Here is a 14,218-nt window from a genome sequence, read left to right as displayed (position 1 = left end):
CAAATTTTAATTGGAAGCGAAAAAATGAGTGAGCAGTTAACTCAGGAACAACAACAAGAACAGCAGGCAGTTGCAGAGCAGCAGCGGATAGAGTGGGTTAGAACCCAATATCAAAAGGCGAACCAGTATCTTGCTGGTAAAGGTATTATTCCTGACAATGTTGCCGTAACCGAAAGCCGCTACCTACCGCCGCTGGTGGCATTGTGGAAACTGAATACCAAAGATAAAAAGTCATATTGGGTGATTAGTGGTGATTTGCCAACCGATCATATGCCATTTTCTGCAGCGCCAACAGCGCGGGATGCGATGCGCTCTTTTTCTCTTAACTGGCAGATAAAGGCGGAAAACATTATGAATAACGCAACGGTTGAGAAAACTCAGCGTGATTTCGCGAATTTGCTGGTCTCCCGGGCTCAGGGGCTGTATCAGTTATTTGAAGATGAAGCGGTGTGGCAGAGCTCGACTAATGCTTAATCTGTAACGCAGAGCATACAATAAATAAAAAAAACCGCAGATTCTGCGGTTTTTTTATTTGCTTAGGTTACCAGCACGTCATCGCCATATCAGTATGGGATGACAGAGCCTGATTTGCTAATTTACTCGGTAAAATGCCAGTAACCCAGATTTATTAAATGAACCAGTAAGCCAAGCCGCTCTGGCAGGGCCAGAAAGTGGCGGCACTGTTGCTCATCCAATTGGCGCTGCTCGGTAAGTAACTTAGCGGTTGTCAGTTCGTTGCCTGGCAGCAGATATTGTTCACCATTAATAAATAACGCAATGTCTGCCGGTTCGCTGGTGTCGGAGCTCGCCTGATGATAGCAGCAGCGCAACCCGCCGGTCAGGGTTAATTCTGAGCCTTCTTCCAGATACTCCGCTATCTCCTCTGCCTGATAATGCGGATCAGGCTCCTGCAGGTCAAGTTCGTGTTTAGCCCGGCTTATATACTGGCCAAACCATAATGGCAGGCTTTCATCATCACTGACCAGTTGTTGCAACAATTGTTTTACCTGAGTCAAATCGGCACTACCCAGCTCACCAATATTCGAGGATACCGGCCGCGCAGGATCAGTAAAACGTTTGCCACTGATATCATTATCGATCAGATAGTCAGCCAGCCCGGTTAGCAGATCTTTTTGTGCCGGCGCTCTGAAACCGACTGAGTAGTTTAAACTGTTTTCAAGCGAAATACCCTCGTGCGGACAACCTGGCGGAATATACAGGATATCGCCCGGCTCCATTATTACATCGATACAGGCATTAAAGGGGCTAACTTGCAACAACCTGGGGTGCGGGCAGAATTGCTCAAGAGTGCTATCAGGCATACCCACCCGCCAATGCCGTTTCCCCTCACCCTGCACAATAAATACATCATACTGGTCAAGATGCGGGCCAACGCCGCCACCGGGGGTGGAAAAGCTGACCATGAGATCGTCTATCCGCCAGTTTGGAATAAACCGGAAAGGATCCAACAAGGTTGCTGCTTCACTATGCCAGTGATCCACCGCCTGCACTAAAATGGTCCAGTCTTGCTCACCAAAACGACTAAAATCGCTTATCGGTCCGGTTTCCATTTGCCAGTTACCGTTAGCACACTGTACCACCCGGGATTCGACTTCCTCTTCCAGTGCCAGGCCTGCCAGCTCGTCCGCAGACAATGGATCGGTAAAATGCTTAAAGCCTTGTTTTAACAATAGCGGTTTTTTCTGCCAGAATTCGGCTAAAAAACGCTCTGGGGTGAGGTCGCTAAAGTCAAGTTTGTACATAAGGGTATTCCAATTAAAAAGGCACTGCGCCATGCAATGCCTGTTATGTTGGGCTAGTGGAGCATTACTGCTGCACCAACAGTTGCTATTGTGGTTATGGTAATTTATTTACCAGAGCAATGGCATCGCCAATATAATTAGCCGGTGTTAATTGTTTCAGCTCAGTTTTAACTGCTTCAGGTAGCGCCAGGCTATCGATAAAGCGGGCCAAATCAGCCTGATTTATCCGTTTACCCCGGGTGAGCTCTTTTAGTTTTTCATATGGCTTTTCAATGCCGTATTTACGCATAACGGTTTGCACCGGTTCTGCCAGCAGTTCCCAGTTGCTGTCCAGTTCGGCGAGTAGAGCCGGGGCATTAACTTCCAATTTGCTGATGCCTTTTAACGTTGCCTGATACGCAATTAAGGTATAGCCGAAGCCCATGCCCAGATTACGTAGCACGGTAGAGTCTGTCAGATCGCGCTGCCAGCGGGATACCGGTAACTTGGCCGAAAGATGGTTAAATAACGCATTGGCAATACCCAGGTTGCCTTCTGAGTTCTCAAAATCAATCGGGTTTACTTTATGAGGCATGGTGGAAGAACCGATTTCACCGGCCACGGTTTTCTGTTTAAAATGGCCCAGCGCAATATAACCCCAGATATCGCGGTCAAAATCCAGCAATATGGTGTTAAAGCGGGCTATCGCATCAAATAGCTCGGCAATATAGTCGTGCGGCTCTATCTGGGTGGTGTAAGGGTTAAAGCTTAATCCCAGGCTGGTGACAAATTGCTCGGCAAATTGATGCCAGTCAAGGTCAGGGTAGGCAGATAGATGCGCATTATAGTTGCCTACGGCGCCATTAATTTTACCCATAATATCGACTGCGGCAATCTGATCACGCTGGCGTTGCAGCCGGGCGTAGACGTTGGCCATTTCTTTGCCCATGGTAGTGGGTGAGGCAGGCTGGCCATGGGTGCGAGCCATCATCGCAACCGTTTTATGTTCCAGCGCCAGGTTTTTGATGGCGGCAAGCAGGGCATCGCACTGTGGTAATAACACCTCTTGACGAGCCTGGCTTAACATTAAACCGTGCGACAAGTTGTTAATATCTTCAGAGGTGCAGGCAAAGTGGATAAATTCGCTAATAGCACTAAGCTCGCTATTGGCCGCCACTTTTTCTTTCAGCAGGTATTCCACCGCTTTTACATCATGGTTGGTGGTGCGTTCAATGTCTTTTACCCGCAGGGCGTCTGCCAGGCTAAAATTATCGACAATATTATTAAGCAATTGATTTGCTTCTGCAGATAACGCCTGAACCTCGGCAATGGCAGGGGTGGCGGCTAATTGCTGTAACCAGCGTACTTCAACAGTAACCCGGTATTTTATCAGACCAAATTCACTAAAATAGGGGCGTAGCTCAACCGTCTTGCTACCATAACGGCCGTCAACCGGGGATATGGTGGTAAGGGCATTAAGTTCCATGAAAACTCCAGAAGTTTAAGGTGTGGTTTGTGCCAGCATCTGCTTAGCGGCTGCCACCAGTTTGCGACGTTTAAAAATAAAATTCAGCCTGCTACCGCCTGCCTGGCGCCACAATACCGCAGCGCGCACTGCCGCCAATAACAGTGCCCGGACTTTTTGCTGCACGGCAGTTTGCTTGAGTAAATCTGGTTGCCCATATACCTGAATGCGGCTACCCAGGCTGCTGATACACTCACTGTAAATGTCTGCCAGACGACCAACAATGGTCTCGTCGGTGACGGAGAAATGTTGTAACTGTCGCTCCAGCTGGCCAAGTTGTTTGCCAAGCTCAGCCAGGTTACCCTGCTTTTTATTGAGTTTACGCTCAAGTGCCAGCACGCCAACCAGATAACGGGTCAGTTCGACATCCTTTTTGGTATTGTCGCCCAGCTGGTCGATAATTAACTGCAAGCCGGCGGCAAGGTTTGCCGGGTCATCGCCATATACGGCCAAAGGTGATTCCGGATTCAGGTTAGCAACACTGGCCAACGTGGTGTGATAAAGCTCAGGCTGCAGTTTGTTGTGCCGGGCCAGGTTTTGGAGCAAGCTGACCGCCTGACACAGGCCGGCCAGACCAATAATTTGGTTTGATAAAGAAGGTTGCATAATTACGTAATGGCCTCGTCGATAATGCCGCCGCCTAAGCATACGTCATCAAGATAAAATACCGCAGACTGGCCAGGAGTAACGGCTTTTTGCGGCTGATCGAATACCACCTTGATCTGGCCATCTGCCAGCGGGGTTAAGGTACAGCTGATATCACTCTGGCGGTAACGGGTTTTGACGGTGCAGCGTAAAGTATCCTCTGGCCCCTGGCGGTCGACCCAGTCTAACTGGTTGGCAATCAGGCCCCTGGATAACAATGCCGGATGGTCATGACCCTGCGCCACCAGTAGCCGGTTTTGCGCTAAGTCTTTGCCTACCACATACCATGGTGCGTCAGCGCCATCACGCAGACCACCAATTTTCAAGCCTTTGCGCTGGCCCAGCGTGTGGTACATAAGACCATCATGTCGGCCAATTACCTGTTCATCGTCAATGCTAACGATATCTCCGGGTTGGGCAGGCAGATATTGCTGTAAAAAATCTTTAAATTTACGCTCGCCGATAAAGCAGATACCGGTAGAGTCTTTTTTGTCATGGGTAATCAAACCCTGCTGTTCAGCAATAGCCCGCACCGCTGGTTTTTCCAGCTCACCTATTGGAAACAAGGTCTGGCCGACATGGTGTTCACTTAACGTGTATAAAAAGTAGCTTTGGTCTTTATTATTATCCAGACCACGGAGTAGTTGCCAATGGCCGTTTTGCTGGCGGCGACGCACATAATGACCGGTGGCAATGAAATCTGCTGCCAGCGCCTCAGCGGCAAATTCGAGAAAAGCCTTAAATTTTATTTCTTTATTACACATGATATCCGGGTTAGGAGTGCGGCCCGCCCGGTATTCAGCCAGAAAATACTCAAACACATTATCCCAGTATTCTGCGGCAAAATTTATTTTATGTAACGGAATGCCCAGTTTATCGCAGACCTGCTGCGCATCATACATATCTTCGGCTGCTGCACAGTATTCGTCATTGTCATCTTCTTCCCAGTTTTTCATAAACAGGCCTTCAACCTGATAACCCTGCTGAATTAACAAATAGGCCGATACTGAAGAATCCACGCCGCCGGACATGCCGACGATGACTTTTTTACTGCTGTTAGCTGACATTGCACCACACTGGCTGTGACCAAAATAAGGCGCGGAGTATAGCACTAAATTAACCGGTAAAAAATCGTTATCGCCAGCGTGGCTGCAGCTTATGTGTCTGCTGGCTGGATTTAGCCGGAGCAGGTATCGGGCTAAGGTAAATTTATAACCCGGTATTCTCCGGGTGGTAAGTCAGCGAGCTGCCACTGGCCAATCTGTTGGCGCACCAGGCGTAATGTGGCAAAGCCTACTGCTGCTGTCATGCGCCGAACCTGACGGTTACGTCCCTCGGTTATGGTCAGGCTTAGCCAGCTGGTAGGAATACTGGCACGGTAACGCACCGGTGGGTTACGTGGCCACAGTGACGGAGCGGCCATCCGCTCGGCAATTGCGGGTAAGGTAGGGCCATCATTTAGCAGCACGCCCTGGCGCAAGCTGGCCAGGGCGGCATCACTAATCTCACCTTCAACCTGCACCCAATACGTTTTTGGTGCTTTATGTTTAGGGTCGCTTAACTGATGTTGGGTCTGGCCGCAATTGGTTAACAGCAACAGCCCCTCACTGTCGCGATCCAGCCTACCTGCCGGGTAGACATCTTTTAACTGGATAAAATCAGCCAGAGTAGTGCGGGCAGGGGTACTGTTATCCGTAAACTGACTAAGCACATCGTAAGGTTTATTGAACAATACCAATAGTGGAATTTCGACCTTGGTCCTATTGTTTTTTTTAGCAATTGGCTTATGTTGCCTGTGGCGAAAAGGCGCTGGATGTTTCAAAGCTATTTCCTATAAGTCACTTAGCGCCACGCGCCGGTCTCGATACTGCAGGCGCTGGTGCGCCTGTTTAAATCGACTTTATACTGATATACTAACGGCCGTTGTTTTTGCTGCGTTTTAAACAATAATCACAGTGCTACAGTGTTAGCGCGGCACTTCCCATTGGGCCATCGGGGCCGCGGACTTCCGTGGACAATCCGCGATTACAATACAGGAACTAACATGTCGAAAGAAAGTGCAACAATCATTTATACCATCACCGATGAAGCGCCAGCACTGGCTACTCATTCTTTGCTGCCCGTTATCCAGGCATTTTCTTCAGCTGCAGGCATTGCAGTTGAAACCCGGGATATTTCACTGTCAGGGCGTATTATTGCCAGTTTTTCGGATTTTTTAAAGCCAGAGCAACGCATTAATGATGCGCTGGCAGAGTTGGGTGAGATGGCTAAACAGCCAGAAGCCAATATTATTAAGCTGCCCAATATCAGTGCTTCCGTACCGCAGTTAAAAGCCGCGATTAAAGAGCTACAGAGCCAGGGCTATGCGCTGCCAGAATATCCATCAGAGCCTAAAACAGATCAAGAGCGCGATGTGAAAGGGCGCTACGACAAAATTAAAGGTAGTGCGGTAAACCCGGTACTGCGAGAGGGTAATTCAGACCGACGTGCGCCGGCTTCTGTTAAGCAGTACGCGAAAAAAAATCCCCACAGCATGGGCGCCTGGCAGTCAAACTCAGCCTCACATGTTGCTCATATGCAACATGGCGATTTCTATGGCTCAGAACAATCCACTACTCTTACTGCCGCTGATACCTTGCGCATTGAATTGCATCAGGCTGATGGCAAGGTTGCGGTATTGAAAGACAACGTGGCAGTGCTGGCAGATGAGGTTATTGATGCGGCAACCATGAGTGCTAAAGCGCTTCGTGATTTTTATGCTGCTGAAATTGCTGATGCGAAAGCAAAAGACATCCTGTTTTCGCTGCACTTAAAAGCCACTATGATGAAAGTATCTGATCCCATTATGTTTGGCCATGCGGTTAAGGTGTTTTATCAGGAAATCTTCAGCAAATATGCAGACGATTTTGCCAATGCCGGTGTTGATGTCAGCAATGGCTTGGGTGATGTGTATGCAAAAATTACCAGCCTGCCAGAAGCCAAACAACAGGAAATTAAAGATGCTATAACGGCGTTATATGCAGACAAACCCGCTATGGCAATGGTGAACTCAGACAAAGGCATTACTAATTTACACGTTCCCAGCGATGTGATTATCGATGCGTCAATGCCAGCGATGATCCGTAGCTCTGGTCAGATGTGGGGCCCGGATGGTCAGTTAAAAGACACTAAAGCAGTTATCCCGGATCGCTGCTATGCCGGTGTTTATCAGGAAACCATTAGTTTCTGTAAAGAAAACGGGGCTTTTGATCCACGTACCATGGGTTCAGTTCCTAACGTAGGCCTGATGGCACAAAAAGCAGAAGAATATGGTTCACACGATAAAACCTTTGAAATTGCGGTAAACGGTACGGTAAAAGTGCTAAACAGTAAAGGTGACGTGTTGTTCAGCCATACCGTTGAACAAGGCGATATCTGGCGGATGTGTCAGGTAAAAGATGCACCAATTCGTGACTGGGTAAAACTGGCCGTGAATCGTTCTCGTTTAAGTGAAACGCCGGCGATTTTCTGGCTGGACAGTGAGCGGGCCCATGATGCACAGCTGATTGAAAAAGTAGAGCGTTATCTGAAAGATCATGATACCACTGGCCTGGATATTCAGATTATGGCGCCGGTAGAAGCTACCCGTCATACCCTGGCCCGGATTAAACAGGGCCTTGATACAATTTCTGTAACCGGTAACGTGCTACGTGATTATCTGACAGATTTATTTCCGATTTTAGAGCTGGGTACCAGCGCTAAAATGTTGTCAGTGGTACCACTGATGAACGGTGGTGGTTTATTTGAAACCGGTGCTGGTGGCTCAGCGCCTAAACACGTAGAGCAATTTGTTGAAGAAAACCATTTGCGGTGGGATTCGTTGGGCGAGTTTCTGGCATTAGCGGCATCGTTGGAGCATTTGTCTCAGGTGACTGGCAACAGTGCCGCCAAAGTACTGGCAGATAGCCTGGATAAAGCGACTGCAACCTTCCTGGATAACGACAAATCACCGCGACGCAAAGCCGGTGAGCTGGACAACCGCGGCAGTCACTTCTATCTGGCGTTGTACTGGGCGCAGGAGCTGGCAAATCAAACTACTGATACCGCACTGGCAGCGCGCTTTAAAGCGCTGGCTGAATCGATGCAGGCGAATGAGCAGGATATCCTGACGGAGCTGAATGGTGTGCAGGGACACCCCGTGCAGATTGGTGGTTACTACCGGCCAAATGACAAACTGGTAAGCGATGCGATGCGGCCTAGCCCGACATTAAACAGGACCTTACAGTCACTGTAATTATTACCAGCTGAGTACCGATAAAAAAAGCAGGCATTTGCCTGCTTTTTTATTTTTAACTGCCGATGCCAGGTCGGTACAACATTGAAACGATGAAAAGGTTATTCTTCGCCGGGGAGCTTAATATTTACAGCATGCAGCCCTTTCGGGCCTTCAGATAGATCGAACACCACATCCTGGCCTGCTTTTAGCGTGCGGTAGCCATCCATGCTAATGGTAGAATAATGAGCGAAGATATCTTCATCACGACCATCTTCACGAATAAACCCAAATCCTTTGGCATTATTGAACCATTTTACTTTACCGGTAGCCATACTACTTACTTCCTTCTCTAAGTTAGCTATATTCTATATTCTAGAGTGTACTTGAAGGGGACTCGTACAGCCCCAATATCTACTGTAGATAATTTAAGCAAAGAGTCAAGCTGTTTGCAAAAATAGTGCGATTTTTTTACTAATTTTTAATATAAGCGCCTTTGCTGGTTGGCGCAGGCATGGCTATAGTTTATGAGCGGTAAGCAAAATTTAGATACAAAACACGATGACCTGGCAGAGTTAACCCGACAAAAAGTGACTCCGCCACCTATGTATAAGGTGATTTTGCACAACGACGACTACACTCCAATGGATTTTGTGATCGATGTGCTAACGCATTTTTTTAATATGCAGTATGAAAAAGCCAGTGAAATAATGTTGAAAGTACATTACGAGGGCAAGGCGGTGTGTGGCATTTTCACAGCTGAAATTGCAGAAACTAAAGTACAGCAGGTGCAACAGTATGCAAAAGAGCATCAGCATCCACTGTTGTGCACAATGGAACGCGCTTAGGAATGTCTTGGCATGGTCTGGAAGTGGTTCTCAGGGGTATTGGGAGTAAGCTATGTTAAATAAAGATCTGGAACTGACGCTGAATTTAGCGTTCCGGTTTGCGCGCGAACGCCGGCATGAGTACATGACGGTAGAACATTTATTATTGGCGTTGCTGGATAACCCGGCAGCCGGAGATGCACTGAAATCTTGCGGTGCTAATATTGATAAACTCAGGCTTGAACTAGCGAGCTTTATCGACTCTACAACGCCGGTGTTGCCTGACAGTGATGCAGAGCGAGATACCCAGCCTACCTTAGGTTTTCAGCGGGTTTTACAGCGGGCGGTGTTTCATGTGCAGTCATCAGGTAAATCGGAAGTCACGGGTGCCAATGTGCTGGTGGCAATTTTTAGTGAGCAGGAGTCTCAGGCGGTTTACCTGCTGAAGAAAATTGATATTACTCGCTTAGATATCGTCAATTTCATTTCGCATGGTGTGACTAAAACGGAAAAGCTTGAACAGCACGATGACAGTGGGCAGGAAGAGCTGACTGATACGGTGCCTGAAGAAAGTAAATATCTGGAAAATTTTACCAGCAACCTGAATATTCAAGCGAAAAATGGTCATATTGATCCATTGATTGGCCGTGACCGCGAGGTAGAGCGCGCAGTACAAGTACTGTGCCGGCGCAAGAAAAATAACCCGCTGCTGGTAGGGGAAGCGGGTGTCGGTAAAACCGCTATTGCTGAAGGTCTGGCGTATCGTATCGTGCAGCAGCAGGTGCCAGAGGTCATTGCTAATGCCACTATCTACGCGCTTGATATGGGCGCATTGCTGGCGGGGACCAAATACCGTGGCGACTTTGAAAAACGGTTAAAATCGTTACTTAAAGAACTGGAGAAAGAGAAAGACTCAATATTATTTATTGACGAAATTCATACAGTAATTGGTGCCGGTGCCGCTTCAGGTGGCGTAATGGATGCGTCTAATTTAATTAAGCCGCTATTGTCCAGTGGCCGGCTACGTTGCATGGGATCGACCACTTATCAGGAATTTAAAAGTATTTTTGAAAAAGACACAGCCCTGGTGCGCCGTTTTCAGAAAATTGATGTTACCGAACCCAGTGTCGAAGATACCACCCGTATTCTGATGGGTTTGAAAGAACGTTATGAGCAGCATCACAATGTGCGTTACACCCAAAAGGCAATTCGGGCTGCGGCAGAATTGTCAGCGAAGTACATCAATGAGCGTCATTTGCCTGATAAAGCGATAGACGTGATAGACGAAGCCGGAGCCAGTCAGCGGCTTCTACCAACATCAAAACGCAAGAAAGTCATTAACGTTCCTGAAATAGAGCATATTATTGCTAAGATGGCGCGGATCCCGGAGAAATCCGTGTCAGCTTCAGATAAAGATGTGTTGGCGAATCTGGACCGCAATCTTAAGCTGGTGGTATTTGGTCAGGACGAACCAATAGAAGTGTTGACGGCCGCGATACGGTTGTCTCGTTCGGGCCTTGGCAATGAAGAGAAGCCAATAGGAAACTTTCTGTTTGCAGGTCCTACGGGGGTGGGGAAAACCGAAGTAACCAAGCAGCTGGCAAAGGTAATGGGGGTAGAATTATTGCGCTTTGATATGTCTGAGTATATGGAAAGGCATGCGGTAAGCCGGCTGATTGGCGCCCCACCAGGCTATGTCGGTTTTGAGCAGGGTGGTTTGCTGACTGACGCCGTTTCTAAACATCCATACTCGGTCGTTCTGCTGGATGAAATAGAGAAAGCCCATAGCGATGTGTACAATATTTTGTTACAGGTTATGGACCACGGTACTCTGACCGATAATAACGGGCGTAAGGTCGATTTCAGAAATGTAGTGCTGGTGATGACCACCAATGCCGGAGTTCAGGAAACAGTTCGAAAATCCATCGGCTTTAAACAGCAAGACCACAGCCATGATGCATTGAGCGAAATCAACCGTACTTTTAGTCCGGAATTCCGTAACCGGTTAGATGGTATTATCTGGTTTAAACATCTGGCTGCCGATATTATTCTGCAAATTGTTGATAAATTTGTTTGCGATTTACAGGTGCAGTTAGATAAAAAGCAGGTATCAATGGAGTTAACCACTGACGCCAGACAATGGTTGGCTGACAAGGGCTATGATCAGGCGATGGGTGCCAGACCAATGGCCAGGGTGATCCAGGAACAACTGAAGAAACCGTTGGCCAATGAGATATTATTTGGTCGCTTGCTCCACGGGGGTGATGTAAAAGTGAGCTTGAAAAACGATGAGTTATTCTTCGATTACCAGACCGAACAGGATCTTGCCCTGATAGACTAGGCTTGCTCTGAGCACAAAGCAAAAACCCGGCATTGACCGGGTTTTTTTAGTACTAAAGCTGATTTAACGCTGACGGAATACGATACGGCCTTTACTTAAATCATAAGGCGTTAATTCAACGGTAACTTTATCGCCTGTCAAAATGCGGATATAGTTTTTACGCATCTTACCGGAAATGTGAGCGATAACCACATGACCATTTTCCAGTTCTACTTTGAACATGGTATTTGGCAATGTATCCAGGATGGTACCTTGCATTTCAATTACGTCTTCTTTCGCCATTCAGCGTACTCGCCTCTATAAATTTGGTTTGAACCTTCAAAAAACTGCGCAGATTGTGCCGAAATCACAGCAATAAGTAAAGCAGCAAGCGCTTTTTTAGGCAAAAGAGTGCCAATGTCCCTGAATAAATCGTTGTTGTGGTCTAAATTCGGCCTTATACGCCATCTTCTGACATGCCTCTACCAGATAACCTAAATAGACAAATGCTTTGTTATCCAGCCGGGCACGCTCGAGTAAATAAATTATAGCGAGTTTGCCGGGTGAATATTGCTGATACTGCCGGGAAAAAAAGGTATAAACCGCTGAGTAACTATCGGCAAGCTGATCAATAATACTGACGCTAATCAGCTTTTCGTCGTGATAAATCTCCAGAAATTTCACTTCTAGCCAGCTGCACGTTAGCATGCTGCTAAGTTGCTCCTCCGTTGCCGGGAACATGATGCCATCGTCATGTTTAAAAGCGATATAAGCAGCAAACAGCGGAAAATAAAGTGCAACATCCGCTGTGGTAACCAGCCTGTATTGCAAATTAGCGCGCGTTGCTTTATTTAGTAGCCGGCGCTGGCTGCGAGAAGGCTGCCATTGCAGCGGGTCAATGCGGACTGACTGACACGCGGTACAGGCCGGGCAGTGGGGGGTATAGCTTTGTTCACCACTGCGCCTGAAGTTCAGCGCCAGCAGCTGCTGATATAGTTTGGCGCTGATGGGCTCTTCCGGCATTAACACGACTAATTGCTCCTGTTGGCCCGGCAGGTAACTGCAGGGAGCAGGATGGGTTAAACCAAAACGTAATGCACGCTTTGTTGCCGAAAAAGACTCAGTCATATGGTAAGCTTAGCTGTTGTGGCAGCCAGTGGCCGGCTGGGCTTTTGAGCATGGCCTGTTGCTGTAATAAGGTTAAGTATTGTGCGCGGCCAATTGTCCCGGCCCCTAATTGCTGTAAGAAAGGGTTAGGGATCTGACAGTCAATCCAGCCCGGCGCATACTGGCTAACGTGTTGCTGCAGCGCCAGCAACGCAAATTTTGCGCCGTTGGGTATCCGGTTAAACATTGACTCGCCACAGAACAAACCGCCAACAACAATACCATACAGGCCGCCGACCAGCTTACCAGCCTGCCACACTTCAATACTATGGGCATGGCCTTGCTGATGCAGCTGCTGATACGCCTGTTGCATTGGCGGCAATATCCAGGTTTCAGGTTGGTGCTTGCGCGGCGCGGCACAGCCCTTAATCACGTCGGTAAACGCATGATTAAGAGTCAGCTGCAGTGCTGAGCGTTGCCATTGTTTACGCAGGGTACGGTTAAATTTCAGACTGGCGGGGGCAAATACTGCGCGTACCGCCGGGCTCCACCACAACAACGGATCACCGTCGCTGAACCAGGGGAAAATGCCGCTGCGATACGCCAGCGTCAGGCGGCCACTCGATAAGTCGCCGCCCATCGCCAGTAAACCATCGGGTTGTTCAAGCGCCTGCTCAACCGGAGGAAACCACAGTTGGGCAGGGTCAAGCTCAGGCAGGTAAATAGCCATTTGAACTGGCTAACTACGCTATTTTACCAGACCATCCAGGTAACGCTCAGCATCCAGCGCAGCCATACAGCCTGTTCCGGCAGAGGTAATAGCCTGACGATAAATATGGTCGGACACGTCACCGGCAGCAAACACACCGGGAATACTGGTTTGGGTGGCATTACCTTCCGTGCCGCTGACAACTTTTAAATAACCGCCATTCATGTCCAGCTGGCCTTTAAAAATATCGGTATTAGGCGAGTGGCCAATGGCAATAAAGACGCCCTGCAGCGCCAGCTCCGATGCGGCTTCGCCTTTGGTTGACCCCAAACGTACGCCGGTTACCCCCATTTCGTCGCCCAGTACTTCTTCCAGTACACAATGGGTGTGGAGCACGATTTTTCCTGCGGCCACTTTTTCCATTAAACGGTCTACCAGAATTTTCTCGGCTTTAAAGGTGTCACGACGGTGAATAAGATGCACTTCACTGGCAATATTCGACAGATACAGAGCTTCTTCTACCGCGGTATTACCACCACCAACCACGGCGACTTTCTGATTACGGTAAAAGAAACCATCACAGGTAGCACAAGCTGAAACACCGCGGCCACTGTAGGCTTCTTCTGACGGCAGACCCAGATATTTAGCCGAGGCACCGGTACAGATAATTAACGCATCACAAGTATAGCTGCCATTATCGCCGGTCAGGGTAAATGGCCGCTGTTGTAAATCAACAGTGTGAATATGATCGAAGATAATTTCGGTGTTAAACGCTTCGGCATGGGCCTGCATCCGCTCCATCAGCGCCGGCCCGGTTAAGCCATGAGCATCGCCTGGCCAGTTTTCTACTTCGGTGGTAGTGGTTAGCTGGCCACCTTGTTGCATGCCTGTTAGCAGCACCGGATTTAAATTAGCTCTGGCAGCATAAACTGCGGCGGTATATCCGGCCGGGCCTGAACCCAGAATTAGTAACCGACAATGCTTGCTGTTTGACATGTAATACTCCAAAAAAACGACTTAGTGAAAACGCAATGGGGGTGATTCTAAAAGAATGCAATCGGCATAGAAAGATCTGGGGGCTAATTAGTTTG

The 14,218-nt window shown here is 48.2% G+C and carries 14 protein-coding genes; 4 read left to right on the top strand and 10 right to left on the bottom strand.

What is annotated here, in order from left to right; translation table 11 throughout:
- Nucleotides 1-24: 24 nt before the first annotated feature.
- Nucleotides 25-474: a DUF4826 family protein gene (locus B2Q61_RS14280; RefSeq protein WP_290616929.1), complete on the top strand. Its 450-nt coding sequence runs from the start codon at nucleotides 25-27 to the stop codon at nucleotides 472-474.
- Between the two features lie 122 nt (nucleotides 475-596).
- Here B2Q61_RS14280 and B2Q61_RS14275 read toward each other — a convergent pair whose 3' ends face one another.
- The 5 genes from B2Q61_RS14275 to B2Q61_RS14255 form a co-directional block, all read right to left on the bottom strand.
- A complete protein-coding gene (locus B2Q61_RS14275) occupies nucleotides 597-1,763 on the bottom strand; it encodes a cupin domain-containing protein (RefSeq protein ID WP_290616927.1) in 1,167 nt (388 codons plus the stop codon).
- 94 nt (nucleotides 1,764-1,857) lie between these two features.
- Entirely contained in the window at nucleotides 1,858-3,228 is a 1,371-nt protein-coding gene (gene purB, locus B2Q61_RS14270) for an adenylosuccinate lyase (protein WP_290616925.1), read from the bottom strand.
- Nucleotides 3,229-3,243: 15 nt separating this feature from the next.
- Entirely contained in the window at nucleotides 3,244-3,873 is a 630-nt protein-coding gene (hflD, locus tag B2Q61_RS14265) for a high frequency lysogenization protein HflD (protein ID WP_290616924.1), read from the bottom strand.
- Between the two features lie 2 nt (nucleotides 3,874-3,875).
- Complete coding sequence (gene mnmA / locus B2Q61_RS14260; RefSeq protein WP_290616922.1) at nucleotides 3,876-4,979, bottom strand: tRNA 2-thiouridine(34) synthase MnmA; 1,104 nt, start codon at nucleotides 4,977-4,979, stop codon at nucleotides 3,876-3,878.
- A gap of 131 nt (nucleotides 4,980-5,110) precedes the next feature.
- Nucleotides 5,111-5,650 carry a pseudouridine synthase gene (locus B2Q61_RS14255; protein ID WP_414631479.1) on the bottom strand — a complete coding sequence of 180 codons (540 nt, stop codon included), beginning with the start codon at nucleotides 5,648-5,650 and terminating at the stop codon, nucleotides 5,111-5,113.
- A gap of 306 nt (nucleotides 5,651-5,956) precedes the next feature.
- On the opposite strand from B2Q61_RS14255, the gene B2Q61_RS14250 reads away from it, so the two are divergent.
- On the top strand, nucleotides 5,957-8,185 hold the full coding sequence (locus tag B2Q61_RS14250; RefSeq protein WP_290616920.1) for an NADP-dependent isocitrate dehydrogenase: 2,229 nt from the start codon (nucleotides 5,957-5,959) through the stop codon (nucleotides 8,183-8,185).
- A gap of 101 nt (nucleotides 8,186-8,286) precedes the next feature.
- Here the strand turns inward: B2Q61_RS14250 and cspD are convergent, their stop codons facing one another.
- A complete protein-coding gene (cspD, locus tag B2Q61_RS14245) occupies nucleotides 8,287-8,499 on the bottom strand; it encodes a cold shock domain-containing protein CspD (protein WP_019676583.1) in 213 nt (70 codons plus the stop codon).
- Between the two features lie 192 nt (nucleotides 8,500-8,691).
- Here cspD and clpS point away from each other — a divergent pair, with 192 nt between their 5' ends.
- The gene (gene clpS / locus B2Q61_RS14240) at nucleotides 8,692-9,012 is read left to right on the top strand and encodes an ATP-dependent Clp protease adapter ClpS (protein WP_290616918.1); all 321 of its coding nucleotides are present in this window, start codon (nucleotides 8,692-8,694) and stop codon (nucleotides 9,010-9,012) included.
- Between the two features lie 52 nt (nucleotides 9,013-9,064).
- The gene (gene clpA / locus B2Q61_RS14235) at nucleotides 9,065-11,332 is read left to right on the top strand and encodes an ATP-dependent Clp protease ATP-binding subunit ClpA (protein WP_290616916.1); all 2,268 of its coding nucleotides are present in this window, start codon (nucleotides 9,065-9,067) and stop codon (nucleotides 11,330-11,332) included.
- Between the two features lie 63 nt (nucleotides 11,333-11,395).
- Here the strand turns inward: clpA and infA are convergent, their stop codons facing one another.
- From infA to trxB, 4 genes are all read right to left on the bottom strand, one after another.
- Nucleotides 11,396-11,614, bottom strand: coding sequence for a translation initiation factor IF-1 (infA, locus tag B2Q61_RS14230; RefSeq protein ID WP_019676586.1), 219 nt, complete (start codon nucleotides 11,612-11,614; stop codon nucleotides 11,396-11,398).
- 96 nt (nucleotides 11,615-11,710) lie between these two features.
- A complete protein-coding gene (locus B2Q61_RS14225; protein WP_290616914.1) occupies nucleotides 11,711-12,439 on the bottom strand; it encodes an arginyltransferase in 729 nt (242 codons plus the stop codon).
- Nucleotides 12,432-13,148, bottom strand: a complete 717-nt coding sequence (gene aat, locus B2Q61_RS14220; protein ID WP_290616912.1) for a leucyl/phenylalanyl-tRNA--protein transferase — start codon at nucleotides 13,146-13,148, stop codon at nucleotides 12,432-12,434. Before aat ends, B2Q61_RS14225 begins: the two co-directional genes overlap by 8 nt.
- 18 nt (nucleotides 13,149-13,166) lie before the next feature.
- Nucleotides 13,167-14,123 (bottom strand): thioredoxin-disulfide reductase, encoded by a 957-nt coding sequence (gene trxB / locus B2Q61_RS14215; protein WP_290616910.1) that lies wholly within the window; start codon nucleotides 14,121-14,123, stop codon nucleotides 13,167-13,169.
- Nucleotides 14,124-14,218 lie beyond the last annotated feature (95 nt).

It is taken from the genome of Arsukibacterium sp. UBA5043 (assembly GCA_002415085.1).
Taxonomy (GTDB): Bacteria; Pseudomonadota; Gammaproteobacteria; order Enterobacterales; family Alteromonadaceae; genus Alishewanella.
This window is presented reverse-complemented; position numbering and strand designations above follow the sequence as displayed.

Excerpts from the sequence above, each read along its gene's own strand:
- aat (WP_290616912.1), bottom strand. The coding sequence starts at position 13,148 with ATGGCTATTTACCTGCCTGAGCTTGACCCTGCCCAACTGTGGTTTCCT.
- clpA (WP_290616916.1), top strand. The coding sequence starts at position 9,065 with ATGTTAAATAAAGATCTGGAACTGACGCTGAATTTAGCGTTCCGGTTT.
- hflD (WP_290616924.1), bottom strand. The coding sequence starts at position 3,873 with ATGCAACCTTCTTTATCAAACCAAATTATTGGTCTGGCCGGCCTGTGT.
- purB (WP_290616925.1), bottom strand. The coding sequence starts at position 3,228 with ATGGAACTTAATGCCCTTACCACCATATCCCCGGTTGACGGCCGTTAT.
- mnmA (WP_290616922.1), bottom strand. The coding sequence starts at position 4,979 with ATGTCAGCTAACAGCAGTAAAAAAGTCATCGTCGGCATGTCCGGCGGC.
- B2Q61_RS14280 (WP_290616929.1), top strand. The coding sequence starts at position 25 with ATGAGTGAGCAGTTAACTCAGGAACAACAACAAGAACAGCAGGCAGTT.
- B2Q61_RS14225 (WP_290616914.1), bottom strand. The coding sequence starts at position 12,439 with ATGACTGAGTCTTTTTCGGCAACAAAGCGTGCATTACGTTTTGGTTTA.
- B2Q61_RS14250 (WP_290616920.1), top strand. The coding sequence starts at position 5,957 with ATGTCGAAAGAAAGTGCAACAATCATTTATACCATCACCGATGAAGCG.
- trxB (WP_290616910.1), bottom strand. The coding sequence starts at position 14,123 with ATGTCAAACAGCAAGCATTGTCGGTTACTAATTCTGGGTTCAGGCCCG.
- clpS (WP_290616918.1), top strand. The coding sequence starts at position 8,692 with ATGAGCGGTAAGCAAAATTTAGATACAAAACACGATGACCTGGCAGAG.
- B2Q61_RS14275 (WP_290616927.1), bottom strand. The coding sequence starts at position 1,763 with ATGTACAAACTTGACTTTAGCGACCTCACCCCAGAGCGTTTTTTAGCC.
- infA (WP_019676586.1), bottom strand. The coding sequence starts at position 11,614 with ATGGCGAAAGAAGACGTAATTGAAATGCAAGGTACCATCCTGGATACA.
- cspD (WP_019676583.1), bottom strand. The coding sequence starts at position 8,499 with ATGGCTACCGGTAAAGTAAAATGGTTCAATAATGCCAAAGGATTTGGG.